This window comes from Micromonospora sp. NPDC051543 (genome assembly GCF_044454415.1).
In the GTDB taxonomy this organism is placed as follows: domain Bacteria; phylum Actinomycetota; class Actinomycetes; order Mycobacteriales; family Micromonosporaceae; genus Micromonospora.
The window spans coordinates 1-14,217 of record NZ_JBITDT010000001.1 but is presented as its reverse complement, the minus strand read 5'-3'; the positions used below and the strand labels follow the sequence as shown (position 1 = coordinate 14,217).

The following is a 14,217-nucleotide window of genomic DNA, read 5'->3' as shown; positions in this document are numbered from 1 at the left end:
GCCCGCGCGATGGCGCGCGACCCGACGGCGACGGACTCAGGTGAGCTTGCTCTTGACGGTGTTCACGACACCGCCGGCCAGGCCCGGGTTGGTGCCGTACAACCGCGGGTCACCGGGCGGCAGCACCGGCTCCGGGGCGTTCGCGCGCGGGTTGTCGTCGTACCGGAACTCGCCCTTGCCGTCCGGCGCGGGCCCGGACGCCCAACGGCCCTGGGCGGCGTCGGTGCCCGAGGAGAAGCCCAGGTAGGTGTAGCCGAACTCGTCGGTGAACTCCCCCGAGTCCGGGAAGGCGTCCGGCACCGGCATGTCCTCCAGGCCGTCCTCCTTGAGCTGCTCGATGGCCGCCAACCACATGTTCTGGTGCATGGTGTCGCGGGCCAGCAGGAAGCGCAGCATCTGCTTGACCCCGGGGTCGTCGGTCATGTTGAACAGCCGGGCGACCTGCAACCGCCCCTGCGCCTCGGCGGTGACGTTGAGCTGGAAATCGGCCAGGAGGTTGCCGCTCGCGGTGACGTACGAGCCGTTCCAGGGCACCCCGCTGGCGTCGACGGGCAGCGCCCCGCCCCCGCCGTGGATGAAGTGCGCCGGGTTCGACGCGGCGTAGACCGCCCCGCCCCCGGGGTTGTCCGCGATGGCCTCCGACAGCGCCAGCGGCGCGTTGTCCAGCAACCGGCTGATCATCGTGACGATCATTTCGACGTGTCCGACCTCCTCGGTGCCGACGTCCAGCAGCAGGTCCTTGTACTTGCCGGGGAGCCGGCAGTTCCAGCCCTGGAAGAGGTACTGGTTGGCCACGGTCATCTCGCCCCACTTGCCGCCCAGCACCTCCTGCAGACGGCGGGCGAACGCGGCATCCGGAGCGTCCGGCTTGGCCTCGAACTGCAGGTCCTTGACATGGCTGAACATGCGACCTCCTCGGTACCGGGTTGCTGGCGCCAAGGACCATTCCCGTCCCCCTGACCCGGCCGGGCCAACCCGTGTCCCGCGCGGGTCAGCGCAGCGGACCGACCGCCGGCAGCAGCACCTCCAGCGCCACGCCACGCGGGCGCAACCGGTGCGCCCGCAGCGCTCCCCCGTCGGTGGCCACCAGGTGCCGTACGATCCACAGCCCCAGCCCGGACATCCCGACCACGGGGGCCGGACGGCGCAGCGCCACCAGCAGCCCGTCGTCCACCCGCCCCTCGTTGGTGACCACGATGCTCAGGCCCGGGCCGCGCAGCGCGGCGTAGAGCCCGACGTGCCCGTTGGCCGGCCCGTGCCGCAGCGCGTTCTCCACCAGGTTTCCCAGCACCTGCCGGGTGCGACCGGCCGGTACCGGCCAGGAGGCCGCCCGTCGGGTGGCGCGGACCCGACGCCGGCCCGGCGGCACGAGCGCGGCCGCCTCACGCAGGAGGCCGGCCAGGGGCACGGTCGCCTCCGGTTCGGCCACCGGCGTCAGCACCCCGGCGCCGGCCGTCGCGTCGCGCAGCAGGCCCTGCAGGTGGACGGCCTGGTCGCGGGCCAGCGCGATGACCGCCCGCCGGTCCGCGCCGGTCAGCGGCCGGTGGTCATCGGCCAGCGCCCGGGTCAACGATGTCAGCGCGCTGACCGGGGTACGGAACTCGTGACACAACACCCGCAACAGCAGGTCCGCGTCGACGGCCGGGGACGGTGGGATGCCCGGTCCGGACCCGGTACGTCGCAATCCTCGCAACAGGCCCTGCCAACCCTGGCGTGCGCGCATCCATCCGACTCCCCCCGATCGGTGCATACCCGCATGATCGGTACCCGCTGGGGAACGGTTGAGACATGCCGGACGCCCCCAACCTCAGACTCGCTGTCGTGGACGATCACCCCCTGTTCGTCCGTGGCCTGGAGCTGCTGCTTCCGGTGACCACCGACGGCCGCGCCGAGGTGGTCGGCTCGACCGGGGACGCCGCCGCGGCGGCCAGCATGATCAGTCGTTGCCATCCCGACCTCGCGCTGGTCGACCTACACATGCCACCACCCGGCGGCGTCCGGGCGGTGGCCGCCATCCGGCGGACCACCCCCCGCGTACGGGTGGTCGCCATGTCCGGCTCGACCGACCCAGCGCCCGCACTGGAGGCGTTGCGGGCCGGCGCGGAGGGGTTCCTGCCGAAGACCAGCGAACCGGAGGAGCTGCTACCCCCGCTGCTGGCCATCCTCGACGGCTGGGCCGTTCTGCCGGCGGAACTGCTGCGCGCCCTGCTCGGACCCGCCCGGGCGGCGTCCGTGGACCTCGACGCCGAGGAGCGCCGACTGCTGCGGGCGATCGCGACCGGGCGCAGCACCGTCGACATCGCCGAGGAACTGCACGTGTCGGAACGGACGGTGAAACGAATGACCGCCTCTCTGCTGCGCAAGCTGCGGGTCTCCAACCGGGCGGAGGCGGCGGCGGTCGCCGGCCACGCCGGCCTGCTCAGCGATTGACGCCGCACCGGGACCTGCGATTACGGCCCGTTCGCTGTTTTGTGCCCCAGTGAATCGCGACGCGCCGAAATGAATGGCGCGCACATTGTTGCGGATTCCCCGGGTGATAGGTCAGACTTTGGAAACATCCCGCCACACACAGGGAGTAATCGGCAATGGCGAGAAAAGTAATCACGGTGCTGACCGACGACCTCGACGGCGGGAAGGCCGATCGGACGGTCGAGTTCAGTCTCGACGGTGTCGCGTACACCATCGACGTCTCGGACGAGAATGCGGGTGTCCTGCGTAAGGCGCTGGACCCATACATCAATGCGGGCCGGCGGATCGGCCGAGGCCCGGCGGAGAACACGCGGACAGTTCGGCGGCCGGGGCGACCCACCGGCGCGGGAATGGACCGCGAACAAAACCGGGCGATCCGGGAATGGGCCGTCAAGAACGGCTACAAGATTTCCGAGCGGGGCCGGATCCCGGTCGAGGTCGTCGAGGCGTACAAGAACCGCTGACACGCGGCACAGCGACGGGGTCCCGCCAAAACGGCGGGACCCCGTCGCTGTGTGCGTGGCCGGCCACCCGGGGTGCTGTCCACCCGGGTGGCCGGCCACTCATCGACCGGTCAGTTGACGGTGACGCGGATCGAGTCGAACGCCGGGGTCTGGTTCGCCCGCTCCATCATGGGCAGCCGGTGCGAGCCGTCACCGGCCCAGACCGAGCACTGCGCGGTGCCCGACTCCGGCAGACCCGGGATCTGGATGGTCACCTCGTCCGCCTGGGCGCCACCTCGGCCGTCCTCGGTGGCGACGAAGAACGCCGGCACCTCCTGCGGCTCGGGCGGCGCGGTCAGGCTGTCCAGCATCCGGCAGGCGGTGTGGAAGTGACCCCGGACCAGGCCCTGGTCGTTGAGCAGCGAGCTCTCCACGTAGTAGCCACCCTGGCCGGCCGCCAGGAACCGGTCCCGGACCAGGTTCTTGGTGCTGACCCGCAGGGTGAAGGGCTGGTTGCGGCCGACCTGCTGCGGGAACTGGGTGATCAGCAGCGACGGGTTGTTGGCGGCGGCGCCGACCTCACCGAACTCGGTGCTCACACAACGGTTGCCGAGCTGGAAACCGTTGTGCGGCTCCAACTTGCTCTCGTCGCAGTTGTTGGCCAGCACACCGAGGCCAGCGCCGGGGGCGTTGCCGCCGTTGTTGCCACCGCCGTTGTTGCCACCGTTGTTGCCACCACCGTTGTTGCCACCGCCGGTGTTCCCACCGTTGTTGGTACCGCCGCCGGTGTTCCCGCCATTGTTGCCGCCACCGTTGTTGTTACCGGTCGGCTGCACCTGGCACTGGGCGAGTTGCGCCAGGCCCTGGGGGCGGGGCCCGACCCGGTCGATGGCGGTCGTGATGCGGTCCAGAACCGCCTTACGCTTGTCGGCCAACGGCCGCAGAATCGCGTTGTTGATGAACGCCTGACCCTTGTTGCCCTCGGCGGCGAGCCGGCGGTCGGCCTCGGCGATCTGGGTCTGCAGCTGCGCGAGGTTACGGTCGACCTCGGCGCGCGCCCGCTCCGGCACCTGCGGCAGCTTGGACAGGACATCCGGACAGGCGATGGCCGAGCCGGTGCCGACCGTGCCGTCCTTACCGTCCTCGCACTCCGCGACCGACTCCTGACCGTCACCCCAGTGGTTGCGCACCCACCGACCGTTCTGCCACGTACGGCTGGTCGAGGTGCCGCTCGGCGCGGTCGAGCCGGGGCTCGGTTCCACGCATTGCCCGGCGGCGGGCCGAGGCTTGTTCGTCCGCCGGTCCTGGGCCGACGAAATCTGGGTCACGGCGACTACTCCACCGAAGACCACCAGCGTGCCGACAACGGCCAGCAGACGCTTGCTCCGCGCGATGCCGGGTGACCGGCGCGCCCGAGTGGACCTGCGCATCGAATTGCTCTCCTTCTCGATCCGGTAGTGGATTCCTGCCCTCGGCGGACCGACGGATGTGAGATGGCACGCCACGGTGGCGGCCACCGCGACCTACCCGGTAACGTGTCGACAGCCGACGATGCCCTTTCCGCACCGTCGCCCGCGCCCGGTCGACGCGGTTGGGGAGATCCTCTTCATTCGCGCAGGAGTACGGGACGGCGACAGGGAAGGTTCAACCACCTCACAGAAAAATGCTCGGCACCCGAACGGATCGGGGGCCGAGCGGTCTTGCGCAGCGGAGAGTCGCGGGTCAGTCCACGCAGAGGTGATCGAAGGCGAAACCGCCCACCAGTTCGTCGCGGCGGCGGCTCAGCGCGGCGATCTCGGCGGTGAGGTCCGCGCGCGCGAGCAGATCCGGGTCCTCCGACCGGGCGACGCGCAGCCGCTCACCGATTGCGACGGTCGCGAGGTCCTCGGCCAGACGGGCCTCGTCGACACCGCAGGAGAAGCGCTGCGCGGTGATCGACACCCGCTCGACGAGGCAGCCGTCCAGGCGCGGTTGGACCCAGCTCCACCCCTGCGCCGGGCCCTCGGCCCAGCGCACGTGCAGCCCGCGCACGATCGGGTCGGCGAGCTGCCCGGCCACGTACGCCTCGACGGCCGCCGCCCGCGCCAACGCGCCCAGGTCGTTCACCGGGCCGGTCCGCCCGTCCGGCATCCGACCGAGGATGTCGCGGAACCCCACCGGGGCGGGCTCGTCCCCGGTGCCGCCCGCCGCGTAGGCGCGCGCGTCGAGCACGTACTCGATCAGACGCCGGCCGTGCTCGGCGGCCCGCAGCGTCGGCGAACCGATGCGCAGGACGGGCAGGCCGACGGCCGCGCCCACGGCGTCGGCGAGCCGCTCGGCGCGCTGCTCGGCCGACCCGGGCAGCGGGACGGGTCCGATCGTCACGGCGACCACCGGTTGTCCCGTTTCGGGCCCACACACAACGAGGTCGAACGCCGTCCGGCTGGCCGAGCCCCACTGGCTGCCGGTGACACCCGGTGGACGCCCCTGCACCAGTTCGCTGAGCCGACGCGTCCCGTACACCCGCTGGCCGGCGCGGCTGAACAGCGCGTCGCGTCCACCATCGGCGGGCAACGCCCGCAGCCAGCCGCGCTCGTCGGTGCTCGTCATCTGCCTGATCCATCCGCCGGTCGGTCGAACCGCGCCGAGTCTAGGCGGTCGATCACCCGTTCCGGTGGCGCGGCCCGCCCGGCCGCCGCCGCGCCGCGCCGCGCCCTAACGGCAGCCGGCACCGTCCAGGCCGCTTGCGAGCAGCACACCGGGAGCGAACCAGCGGACCGCGCCCAGCAACTGCCGCATGCCGACAGCCGGATAGCCGAGCGCCGCGCACGCCTCGTCACCCTCGCGCCAACACGTCCAGGCCAGCGCCGCATCCCCGGTCAACCGGTCCGGGTACGGGGCGGCGAACAGGTCGTACACCACCGTCTCGCTGGAGAGGGTGCGACCGACGCTCTGCCAGAAGTCGACGGCGTAGGCCGCGTCTGGCGTCGGCTTGGCGCAGACCGCACGTTCGTCCCGGCAGGTCGCCCCCGGCCCGGTGTAGCGGCCGTGGCTCCAGGCGAGCGCGACGATGGGCGTGATGCCAGCAGCGGTCAACCGTTGCGCGTACGCCACGATCTCCTGCCGCGTGCGACGAGCCCGGCCACGGCGGTGGCGTCGACCGGGCCGTCCCAGATGCCGCGCCCCCGCACGCAACGGGCCTCCGCGCCGCTGCGGACGAGCAGCGTCAGGTGTCGGGGCGCCGCCGCGTCGATGACCGGGGAGATGCCCCAGAGCTGGTCGCGCACCACGCAGACGTACGGCGCCTGCCGCTCCTCGCCCGGTGTCAGCACGCGGACGGACTCCATGTCGCTACGTCACGTCGCGCCGTGGTCGTCGTACGCCTGGGCGTACACGCCGGCCGTCAAGACGGGTCCCTGCTCGGTCGCCGCGACGGCGGACCACCCGACGGCATGCGTTACAACGTTGTACGGGCGCGGCAGGGGCGCCGCCCCAGCCAGCCCGCCAACCGACTGTGACCTGTATCACACCGCTGTCGCGTTCCAGTCGACCTACCGGGGTGTATCCAGCGAGGTCGCCCGAAGGCGGATCGGCTGGGAGGTCGGAGCATGTCGCGACAGCTGCGGTTCGGCGCCCTCGCCCCGAGCGGGCCGCGTCCCCGCCGACGCGAAGGAGAGCACCCGCGCCGGCCCCGGCACCCGCGACCGGCCGGCGAGCCGACCATCCGCCGTCGACCGACCACGGACCGGGCGGAACGACACCACCGGCTTCCCGAGCGGCCCACCTCCACCCGTGCCACGCCGGCCGGCGGCGCGCCGCCGGGCGTCGAACCACCGCGCCGCGACACGGGCGCGGCAGCGCAGATCGGTCGGAGCGCCGTCGCCGCCGCCGGCCGGGTACCGGGCATCCGCGACGTCCGCCCGATCACCGTCCGCGTGGACGACCGGACCGTGGGCCTCGACCTCGACCTCATCACCGGGTACGGACACAGCGTGCCCGTCGTCGCCGACGCGGTCCGGCGCGCGGTCGCCGACCGGGTGTACGCCGACACCGGCCACAGGGTCGTCGCGGTGACGATCACGGTGCGGGATCTCGTGGTGCCCGGCTCGGACGAGGCCACTCCCCGCCCCCCGACCAGGCGGGGAGAGCTGACCATGGCGACCGTCAACCGGGTGGCCTCACTCCTGCTCGGTGTGGCCCTGCTGGCCGGCGGCGCCCTGCTGGCCGCGCAGGCGCTGCTGGTGACGCTCGACGTTCCGACGCCGCTGCTCGTCCGCCCGGGCTGGTACGAGCCGCTGACCAGCACCCGCTGGGCCGATCCGGGCGTCCGGGTGGCGGCCGGCGCCGCCGTCCTACTGGGCCTCGTCGTCCTGGCCGCCCAACTGCGCCGGTGGACGCCGGTCCGCCTGCGGGTCGACGAACGCGACGGCTGGCACCTGCGCCGACGGTGTGTGGAACGTCGACTGACCGAGGCGGTGGACACCGTGCCGGGCGTACGCCGGACAAGAGCGCGCGTCCGACGCCACGGTGACCGGTGGCGACCCCGGCTGCACGCCACCGGCGACCCCGCAGCGCGCGCCGAGGTCGAATTCGCCGTGCGCCAGGAGCTGCGCCGGCTCGCCCGGCCACGCGTCGACCGGGTCGAGATCCGACTGCTGCCCTCCCGGGGACCGGCATGACCGACGCCGCACACCGCCTGCTGTGGACGGTCGTCGCGCTGCTGCTGGTGGCCGGTGGGGCGACCGCGCTGGCGATCGGCGCCGGCGCGCTGTCGGGCGGCGGCCCCGACCCGGTCCTGCTCGGCGGCGGCCTGGTCCACGCGTGGCGGCTGGCGACGCCCTGGAGCACCCTGGCCGCCGCGGTGGCCGGGCTGCTGACCGCCGTCGCCGGCCAGCGCCTGCTGCACCGGACGGTACGCCGACCCGACCGGCCCCTGCGGGGCATGCTGAGCCACGCCGGGAACCGTCCCGGTCGCACCCGGTTGGCCACCGAGGTGCTCGTACGTGCCCTGGAACGCGACCTGGTCCGGGCGGCCGGGGTACGCCGCGCCCGGGTCGTGCTCACCGGCGCGCCACCGCGACCCGACGTGTGGGTCCAGGTGGACCTGACCGGTGACGCCCCCGCCGCGCGGGTCCGCGAGCACGTCCACGCCGCCGTTCGCCGTTTCGCCACGACGGCCGGCTGCGCACCCGCGCACCTCGACGTGACGGCCCGGATCGAGCCGGACCGGCCGTGAGCCGAGCGTCCGTACGGGTCAGCGCGCGGCCCGACGGCCGGCCACGACGCTCGACGAGATGGAGACCGCCAGGGTCAGCAGCACCACGGCGAGCGTCAGCCAGACCGGCAGCCTGCCCACCGGCGTCTCGGCGAGAATCAGCTTCACCCCCGCGAACGCCAGCAGCAGCGCCAACCCGTACCGCAGGTGACCGAAGTGCCGCAGCAGGCCCGCGAGGCAGAAGTAGAGGCTGCGCAGCCCGAGGACGGCGAACGCGACGGCCGTCCACACGAGGAACGTGTTGGTGGTGATGGCGAGGATCGCCGCCACCGAGTCGACGGCGAACACCACGTCGGTGGCCTCGATCGCGACCAGCGCCACGAGCAGCAACGTCGCCACCCGACGCCCGCCGACCCGGGCGGTGAAGCGGTCACCGTGGTAGCTGGCGTCGGTCGGCACGACCCGACGGAACAGCCGGACGGCGAGGACACGGTCCGGGTCGACGTCCGGTTCCCCCCGTACGGCCAGCCGCCAGCCGGTCCAGATCAGGAACGCGCCGAGCACGAACCCGGCCCAGGCGAGCCGGGCCAGCAGCTCGGCCCCGGCGAGGACGAAGACCAGGCGAAAGGCGAGCGCGCCGACGACACCCCAGAACAGCACCTTGTGCTGGTAGCCCGCCGGCACCCGGAAATAGCCGAAGAGCAGGGCGAAGACGAAGACGTTGTCCACCGAGAGAGCTTTTTCCAGCAGATAGCCGGAGAAGTACGCGATGGCCGGGTCGCCGCCGAGCGCCCACCAGACCACCAACCCGAAGACAAGGCCCGCGCCGATCCAGATGGCGCTCCAGAGCAACGCCTCGCGCAGCTCGATGACGTGGTTGTCCCGGTGCGCCACCACGTCGATCGTCAGCAGCACGGCGAGCACACCGCCGACCGCCGCCCAGGCCCACAGCGGCACCGTGACCGTCGCCTCTGCCACCGGCGCCCCCCGCATCGACCACGGCGCACCGCCCGCTGCCCCCGCCGGCCGGCGCTCCCGAGCCTAGGCGAGCGGCTCACCCGCCGCCGTCGCTCCGGCGAAGTCGACACCCAGCGCGGTGCCACCAGGCCCAGCCGTCAGGGGTCCAAGGTCCCGGGCCGGTGCGGTCCGGTCGGCCCTGCCGCCCCGAGGGGCCGAGGGCGTCCACTGGAGGTGCCACCGGGAAGCGCGGTGCGAGGCTGAGAAGGGACGTGGACACCATGACCGCGACGATCGACCGGACCACCGCCGGGACCCCCGCTGCGGCGACCGACACCACCCGAGCAAAGGCCGCCCGGTACGTCCTGGCGGGCACCCGGATGGCGCTCGGCTGGATCTTCCTCTGGGCATTCCTCGACAAGCTGTTCGGCCTCGGCCACGAGACCGGGTCGAAGAACGCCTGGATCAACGGGGGCAGCCCCACCAAGGGTTTCCTCACCTTCGGGGTCGCCGGGCCGTTCAAGGACATCTACACGAACATCGCCGGCGCCGCCTGGGCGGACTGGCTGTTCATGATCGGCCTCGCCGGGATCGGCGTCGCGCTCCTGCTCGGTGTCGGCATGCGGGTCGCGGCCGTGGCCGGCGGACTGCTGCTGGTCCTGATGTGGACCGCCGTCCTGCCCCCGGAGAACAACCTCTTCATGGACGACCACCTGATCTACGCCGCGGTGCTGGCCGTCCTGGCGCTGGTCGACGCCGGCGACACCTGGGGCCTCGGGAAGGTGTGGGCGAAGCTGCCGATCGTCCGGCAGGCGCCCTGGCTCCGGTGAGCCTCTCCGACGCGGGCGTCACCCTCGGGGTGACGCCCGCGAACGTGCGGGCACGTCCGTGACGCGCGTGGGCCCGTGGCGAACCGGTGTCGATCACCAGCGTCGGTTCGCGGGTGTGGCGTACATCGGCCGTCGGCGATCCGGCAGGATCGACGGTGACCGGACACATCACCGCAACACGGCAGGAGATCCCGCATGAACCAGGCAGCAGGCGCCCGATCGGGCAAGCCCGAGGTGGGTCCGATCGAGGGTGCGCCGCCGGCCGACCTCGTGATCGAGGACATCACCGTCGGCGACGGCCCGCAGGCCGAGCCCGGCCAGTTGGTGAGCGTCCACTACGTCGGCGTGTCGCACTCCACCGGCGGCGAGTTCGACTCGTCGTGGAACCGGGGCGAGGCGTTCGAGTTCCCGCTCGGCGGCGGTCAGGTCATCGCCGGCTGGGACCAGGGCGTGGCCGGCATGCGCGTCGGCGGCCGGCGGCGTCTCACCATCCCGCCGCACCTAGGGTACGGCGACCGGGGCGCCGCTGGCGTCATCAAGCCGGGCGAGACGCTGATCTTCATCGTCGACCTGCTCGGCGTGCGCTGATCGACAGGTCGCGGGGGTCGTCCGGCTCGACGCCGGGCGGCCCCTGCGCACGTCAGACCCGGGCGACAGAAGGTCAGCGTCGCTCCGCAGCACCTCAGGGTCCCCCGCCCTCGACCGCGGCTGGCCAGTCAGACGGCCCCGCAGCGTCCCCGGCCCTCGATCGCGGCATTGTCCAGCCAGCGGGCCCCGCACCTCGGCATCGCAGCGGCCCCCGGGCCCCCGCCACGTCAGGGTCAGGCCGCCAACACCAGGTCACCGGGCGCGGCCGGCGGACGGCGGACGGGAACGACCAGGTCGGCCGGCATCTCACGACGGGCGGCCTCGACCACCCGGGCGGGCTCGAGGATCGGCACCACCCGGTGCAGGCCGGTGGCGCGCAACACGCGGGCCACCACCGGCGTCGGATCGACCACGACCAGCTCGCCGCCCCGCGCCCGGACACGCAGATGCGCGGCCAGCAGCGCCCGCACCCCGGCGGCGGAGAGCAACCGGAGCCCGGACAGATCGAGCTGGACGACCGGACGCGCCGGCGCGGACCACAGCGCGGACCGGAACGCGGCCACGGTGGCGATGTCGACCTCACCGGTCACCCGCACCTGGACCACCTGGTCACCCACGCTGACCTGCACGTCGATCCGGTCGCTGCGCTCTTCCATGCCCTGAAATCTAGCCCCCACCACCGACAGTTTCGCCCGTCCGGGGAGTGATTCCGGGTACGTCCAGGGTCATCCCCCAGGCCTCCCCCCATCCGTCCGAGGGTGGAGGTCAGGGGCCTCGGGGTCGGCCGAACGGCCAGGTGGCGCGCCGGATCCGGTACGACCCACATCGGCGTTGGAACTGGGCGGCGGGGTGCGGGTGCTCGCCGACCTGCCCGCGTACCCGGACAATCTCTGCGCCGTGGGCGACGGCACGTACTGGATCGCCCTGCCCAGCCCCCGCGTGCCCATCGCCGAACGGCTGCTGCCGCACCCCCGGCTGCGCCAGCTCGCCGCGCTGCTGCCCGACGCCATGCAGCCCCAGCCCCGCCGCTACGGGCTGGTCGCGCTCGTCGACGGCGAGGGCACGGTCCGTCGTACGCTGCACGGCCCGGCCGGGCACTACTCAATGATCACCGGGGTACGACAGCACGGCGACCACCTGTGGTTGGGCAGCCTGACCGGATCCGGCGTGGCCCGCGTACCCCTGGGGTGACGAGCCTGGCCCGCGCCCCACGCCGCCGGGCGGCGGCCGGCCCCGACGACGGGAGTCCCGCCCCCCGCGAAGCGAGCGGGCCGGCCCACCGCGTGGGTGGACCGGCCCGGAGGGCGGGTGTCAGCGGCCGCTGACCGAGGGCGCCGGTGCGGGCGACCCACCGGCGACCGCGCCCGGGTGCGCCGGGGCGACCGGCGCGGGCTTGAGCCCCGGAGGCACCGGTAGCGCGCTGCCCTTGACGAACTCGTCCCAGCTCACGTTCCACGCCGTCCAGCCGTTGCCGGGCTGCAACTCGACCTCGGTGCCCTTGACGGTGACCAGGTCGCCGACCTGGGTCACCCCCATCAGCCAGTCGGCGGCGGTGGCGGAGACGTTCGCGCAGCCGTGCGAGACGTTGGTGGAGCCCTGATCGCCCTCCGACCAGGGCGCCGAGTGGATGAACTCGCCGCCCCAGGTGAGCCGCTGGGCGTCGTCGACGTCGACCACGTAGCCGCCGTTCGGCTCACCCCGGGTGTCGAAGGTCGTCCGCTCGTGCTTCTCCATGATCACCATCTTGCCGCTGGAACTCGGCGTGCTCGGCTTGCCCAGGCTGACCGGGATCCGGCGGATCAGCTTGCCGTCGCGCAGCACCGACATCTGCTTCGTGGCGTTGTCGATCTCCAAGGAGACCTGCTTGCCGATCTTCGAGGTCGCGGTCCGCTCGGCGTCCCCCATCAACTTATTACCGATCGGCAGGCCCTGAAGGCCGGCCCGGACGCTGATCGTCGTCCCCGGTCGCCAGAAATCGGGTGCCCGGTAATAGACCTGACTCCCGTCGTCCAGCCACGACCAGGTGCCCGGCTGCGGCGGATTCGTCTTCACGAACAACCGGCGCTGCACATCCGCCCTGGCCTCTTTCGGAATTGCCGGGTCGAACGCCACCGTTACCGGCATGGCAGTACCGTACGTCCGGTTGCCGACGAAATAGAGCGTGCTGGTCACCTGCGGCTTCGTGGACGTGGCCATCGTGGTGAACGTGGTGGTCCGCGTGGTCGTCGCACCCGAGTCGCCGGTGGCCGTCACCTCCGCGGTGTACGTGCGCTTGGGTTGCAGCGGCGCGCTCGGAACCCAACCCGAGCCATCCTCACGCGGCTCCGCCTTGACCTGCGCGCCCTTGTCGTCGGTGAGTCGGACGGCGGTGACCCGTCCGCCCTTGACCACCGTGCCGACCTCGGCGCTGACCGGGATCTCGCGGGTCTTGTCGCCCGGCGTGACGGTGAGTTCCGGCGGCGCGGCGTGCCGCTTGGCCGGCCCGGCCGCCGGGTCCCGACCGATGGTGCACCCGCCCAACACGAGCGGTGCGGCCGCGACAGTTACCGCCAACAGCGTCAATCGCCGCCTAGACGTCATGTTCAGTCCCCCCGTTTTCGGCTTCCCTCGCTCATATTCTGGCCGCCTCGACAGGAGCATTCAGGGCATTCGGAGATAATCGCGAGCGCATTTATCGACGCATTTTCCGCCACTGAGCCACTTGCCGAGAAAGCGCACCACTGACGGTTGTGGGTGGTCTCCGACCGCCCGCATGCCCGCCGACCCACAACGTCCCGTCCGACCTAGCCGCCGCCACTCCCACACCTATCGCCCTAGGTGCACCACTGACGCAGCAAGCACAGGACCGGCCAGGCTGGGCGGGGCTGGGCCAGGTCGGGCCGGGCTGGGCCAGGCCTGGCCTGGCTGGGCTGGGGTGAGCTGGGCCGGGCCGGGCCTGTGCGGGGTGAGGCGTGCCGGCCCGGGCCTGGCTGGGCTGGGGTGAGGTGTGCCGGGCTCGGCTGGGCTGGGCTGGGGTGAGCTGGGGTGAGCTGGGCCGGGCCGGGCCAGGGCGGGCCGGGCCAGGGCGGGCCGGGCCAGGTAGGGCCGGGCCAGGTCGGGCCGGGCCAGGGCGGGCCGGGCCAGGGCGGGCTGGGCTGGGCTGGGCTGGGCTGGGCTGGGCTGGGCAAGATCCGCACAACTTCCCCGATGTTGCTGCCTCCGGGGTGCGGGAGGCAGCAAGATCCCCGATGTTGCGCGGATCTTGGCAGGCCCGCAACCCACGAGGAGCGGTAAAGCCAGCGCGAGGGACGACGGGCCACCCCGAACAGCTCAAGATCGCGCTCGATCCAGGATGTAGGGGCTTCGAGACGTCAACGAGGCCCCTACATCCTGGATCGAGCGCGATCACGTCGCCGACCAACATTCAGCCCACCCCGCCTCCACATGGCGACAGGCGCCCAACCCAGAGGCAAGCGCAGGCCGCAACACAAGACCAACCAGGGACAGGCGCGCGACAGCGGCCCGGGGTGGACACAACGCCGGGACCTCCGCGCCGATCTTGCACTTTCGGTTGCCGTTATAAGGGTGGATGCCCGGTGTGTCGCCGCAGAAAGTGCAAGATCGGCGCGGGCAGGGGCGGGCGGGGCGCGGGCGGGGGCGGGCGGGGCGCGGGCGGGGGCGGGCGGGGCGCGGGCGGGGGCGGGCGGGGCGCGGGCAGGGGCGGGCGGGGCGCGGGCGGGGCGCGCGCGGGGCGCGC

16 protein-coding genes are annotated in these 14,217 nt (G+C 72.8%); 7 read left to right on the top strand and 9 right to left on the bottom strand.

Annotated features, from left to right (window positions below):
- Positions 1–36 precede the first annotated feature (36 nt).
- Both ACIA3K_RS00080 and ACIA3K_RS00075 read right to left on the bottom strand, forming a co-directional pair.
- Positions 37–906: a manganese catalase family protein gene (locus ACIA3K_RS00080; RefSeq protein ID WP_396797974.1), complete on the bottom strand. Its 870-nt coding sequence runs from the start codon at positions 904–906 to the stop codon at positions 37–39.
- A gap of 85 nt (positions 907–991) precedes the next feature.
- Complete coding sequence (locus tag ACIA3K_RS00075; protein WP_396797973.1) at positions 992–1,723, bottom strand: sensor histidine kinase; 732 nt, start codon at positions 1,721–1,723, stop codon at positions 992–994.
- 98 nt (positions 1,724–1,821) lie between these two features.
- On the opposite strand from ACIA3K_RS00075, the gene ACIA3K_RS00070 reads away from it, so the two are divergent.
- Together ACIA3K_RS00070 and ACIA3K_RS00065 are read left to right on the top strand one after the other, a co-directional pair.
- Positions 1,822–2,430 (top strand): response regulator, encoded by a 609-nt coding sequence (locus tag ACIA3K_RS00070; RefSeq protein WP_396797972.1) that lies wholly within the window; start codon positions 1,822–1,824, stop codon positions 2,428–2,430.
- Between the two features lie 155 nt (positions 2,431–2,585).
- A complete protein-coding gene (locus ACIA3K_RS00065; RefSeq protein WP_396797971.1) occupies positions 2,586–2,933 on the top strand; it encodes an Lsr2 family protein in 348 nt (115 codons plus the stop codon).
- Positions 2,934–3,043: 110 nt separating this feature from the next.
- On the opposite strand, the gene ACIA3K_RS00060 is transcribed toward ACIA3K_RS00065, so the two are convergent.
- From ACIA3K_RS00060 to ACIA3K_RS00045, 4 genes are all read right to left on the bottom strand, one after another.
- Entirely contained in the window at positions 3,044–4,342 is a 1,299-nt protein-coding gene (locus ACIA3K_RS00060) for a hypothetical protein (protein WP_396797969.1), read from the bottom strand.
- 292 nt (positions 4,343–4,634) lie between these two features.
- Positions 4,635–5,501, bottom strand: coding sequence for a hypothetical protein (locus tag ACIA3K_RS00055; RefSeq protein ID WP_396797967.1), 867 nt, complete (start codon positions 5,499–5,501; stop codon positions 4,635–4,637).
- Between the two features lie 105 nt (positions 5,502–5,606).
- Positions 5,607–6,005, bottom strand: coding sequence for a hypothetical protein (locus tag ACIA3K_RS00050; protein WP_396797965.1), 399 nt, complete (start codon positions 6,003–6,005; stop codon positions 5,607–5,609).
- Complete coding sequence (locus ACIA3K_RS00045) at positions 5,984–6,238, bottom strand: hypothetical protein (RefSeq protein WP_396797963.1); 255 nt, start codon at positions 6,236–6,238, stop codon at positions 5,984–5,986. Before ACIA3K_RS00045 ends, ACIA3K_RS00050 begins: the two co-directional genes overlap by 22 nt.
- A 261-nt stretch (positions 6,239–6,499) precedes the next feature.
- On the opposite strand from ACIA3K_RS00045, the gene ACIA3K_RS00040 reads away from it, so the two are divergent.
- Positions 6,500–7,570 (top strand): Asp23/Gls24 family envelope stress response protein, encoded by a 1,071-nt coding sequence (locus ACIA3K_RS00040; RefSeq protein WP_396797961.1) that lies wholly within the window; start codon positions 6,500–6,502, stop codon positions 7,568–7,570.
- Positions 7,567–8,127: a hypothetical protein gene (locus ACIA3K_RS00035; RefSeq protein ID WP_396797959.1), complete on the top strand. Its 561-nt coding sequence runs from the start codon at positions 7,567–7,569 to the stop codon at positions 8,125–8,127. Before ACIA3K_RS00040 ends, ACIA3K_RS00035 begins: the two co-directional genes overlap by 4 nt.
- 18 nt (positions 8,128–8,145) lie before the next feature.
- Here the strand turns inward: ACIA3K_RS00035 and ACIA3K_RS00030 are convergent, their stop codons facing one another.
- A complete protein-coding gene (locus tag ACIA3K_RS00030; RefSeq protein WP_396797957.1) occupies positions 8,146–9,099 on the bottom strand; it encodes a TerC/Alx family metal homeostasis membrane protein in 954 nt (317 codons plus the stop codon).
- A 236-nt stretch (positions 9,100–9,335) separates the two neighbouring features.
- On the opposite strand from ACIA3K_RS00030, the gene ACIA3K_RS00025 reads away from it, so the two are divergent.
- Both ACIA3K_RS00025 and ACIA3K_RS00020 read left to right on the top strand, forming a co-directional pair.
- On the top strand, positions 9,336–9,893 hold the full coding sequence (locus ACIA3K_RS00025; protein WP_396797955.1) for a hypothetical protein: 558 nt from the start codon (positions 9,336–9,338) through the stop codon (positions 9,891–9,893).
- A 195-nt stretch (positions 9,894–10,088) separates the two neighbouring features.
- On the top strand, positions 10,089–10,481 hold the full coding sequence (locus ACIA3K_RS00020; protein ID WP_357118979.1) for an FKBP-type peptidyl-prolyl cis-trans isomerase: 393 nt from the start codon (positions 10,089–10,091) through the stop codon (positions 10,479–10,481).
- Positions 10,482–10,714: 233 nt separating this feature from the next.
- Here the strand turns inward: ACIA3K_RS00020 and ACIA3K_RS00015 are convergent, their stop codons facing one another.
- Entirely contained in the window at positions 10,715–11,137 is a 423-nt protein-coding gene (locus ACIA3K_RS00015; protein ID WP_396797953.1) for an STAS domain-containing protein, read from the bottom strand.
- Between the two features lie 175 nt (positions 11,138–11,312).
- Here ACIA3K_RS00015 and ACIA3K_RS00010 point away from each other — a divergent pair, with 175 nt between their 5' ends.
- The gene (locus ACIA3K_RS00010; RefSeq protein WP_396797951.1) at positions 11,313–11,672 is read left to right on the top strand and encodes a hypothetical protein; all 360 of its coding nucleotides are present in this window, start codon (positions 11,313–11,315) and stop codon (positions 11,670–11,672) included.
- Positions 11,673–11,792: 120 nt separating this feature from the next.
- On the opposite strand, the gene ACIA3K_RS00005 is transcribed toward ACIA3K_RS00010, so the two are convergent.
- Complete coding sequence (locus ACIA3K_RS00005) at positions 11,793–13,061, bottom strand: Ig-like domain-containing protein (RefSeq protein WP_396797950.1); 1,269 nt, start codon at positions 13,059–13,061, stop codon at positions 11,793–11,795.
- Positions 13,062–14,217: the final 1,156 nt, after the last annotated feature.

Excerpts from the sequence above, each read along its gene's own strand:
- ACIA3K_RS00005 (WP_396797950.1), bottom strand. The coding sequence starts at position 13,061 with ATGACGTCTAGGCGGCGATTGACGCTGTTGGCGGTAACTGTCGCGGCC.
- ACIA3K_RS00060 (WP_396797969.1), bottom strand. The coding sequence starts at position 4,342 with ATGCGCAGGTCCACTCGGGCGCGCCGGTCACCCGGCATCGCGCGGAGC.
- ACIA3K_RS00055 (WP_396797967.1), bottom strand. The coding sequence starts at position 5,501 with ATGACGAGCACCGACGAGCGCGGCTGGCTGCGGGCGTTGCCCGCCGAT.
- ACIA3K_RS00045 (WP_396797963.1), bottom strand. The coding sequence starts at position 6,238 with ATGGAGTCCGTCCGCGTGCTGACACCGGGCGAGGAGCGGCAGGCGCCG.
- ACIA3K_RS00035 (WP_396797959.1), top strand. The coding sequence starts at position 7,567 with ATGACCGACGCCGCACACCGCCTGCTGTGGACGGTCGTCGCGCTGCTG.
- ACIA3K_RS00065 (WP_396797971.1), top strand. The coding sequence starts at position 2,586 with ATGGCGAGAAAAGTAATCACGGTGCTGACCGACGACCTCGACGGCGGG.
- ACIA3K_RS00075 (WP_396797973.1), bottom strand. The coding sequence starts at position 1,723 with ATGCGCGCACGCCAGGGTTGGCAGGGCCTGTTGCGAGGATTGCGACGT.
- ACIA3K_RS00020 (WP_357118979.1), top strand. The coding sequence starts at position 10,089 with ATGAACCAGGCAGCAGGCGCCCGATCGGGCAAGCCCGAGGTGGGTCCG.
- ACIA3K_RS00080 (WP_396797974.1), bottom strand. The coding sequence starts at position 906 with ATGTTCAGCCATGTCAAGGACCTGCAGTTCGAGGCCAAGCCGGACGCT.
- ACIA3K_RS00040 (WP_396797961.1), top strand. The coding sequence starts at position 6,500 with ATGTCGCGACAGCTGCGGTTCGGCGCCCTCGCCCCGAGCGGGCCGCGT.
- ACIA3K_RS00015 (WP_396797953.1), bottom strand. The coding sequence starts at position 11,137 with ATGGAAGAGCGCAGCGACCGGATCGACGTGCAGGTCAGCGTGGGTGAC.
- ACIA3K_RS00030 (WP_396797957.1), bottom strand. The coding sequence starts at position 9,099 with ATGCGGGGGGCGCCGGTGGCAGAGGCGACGGTCACGGTGCCGCTGTGG.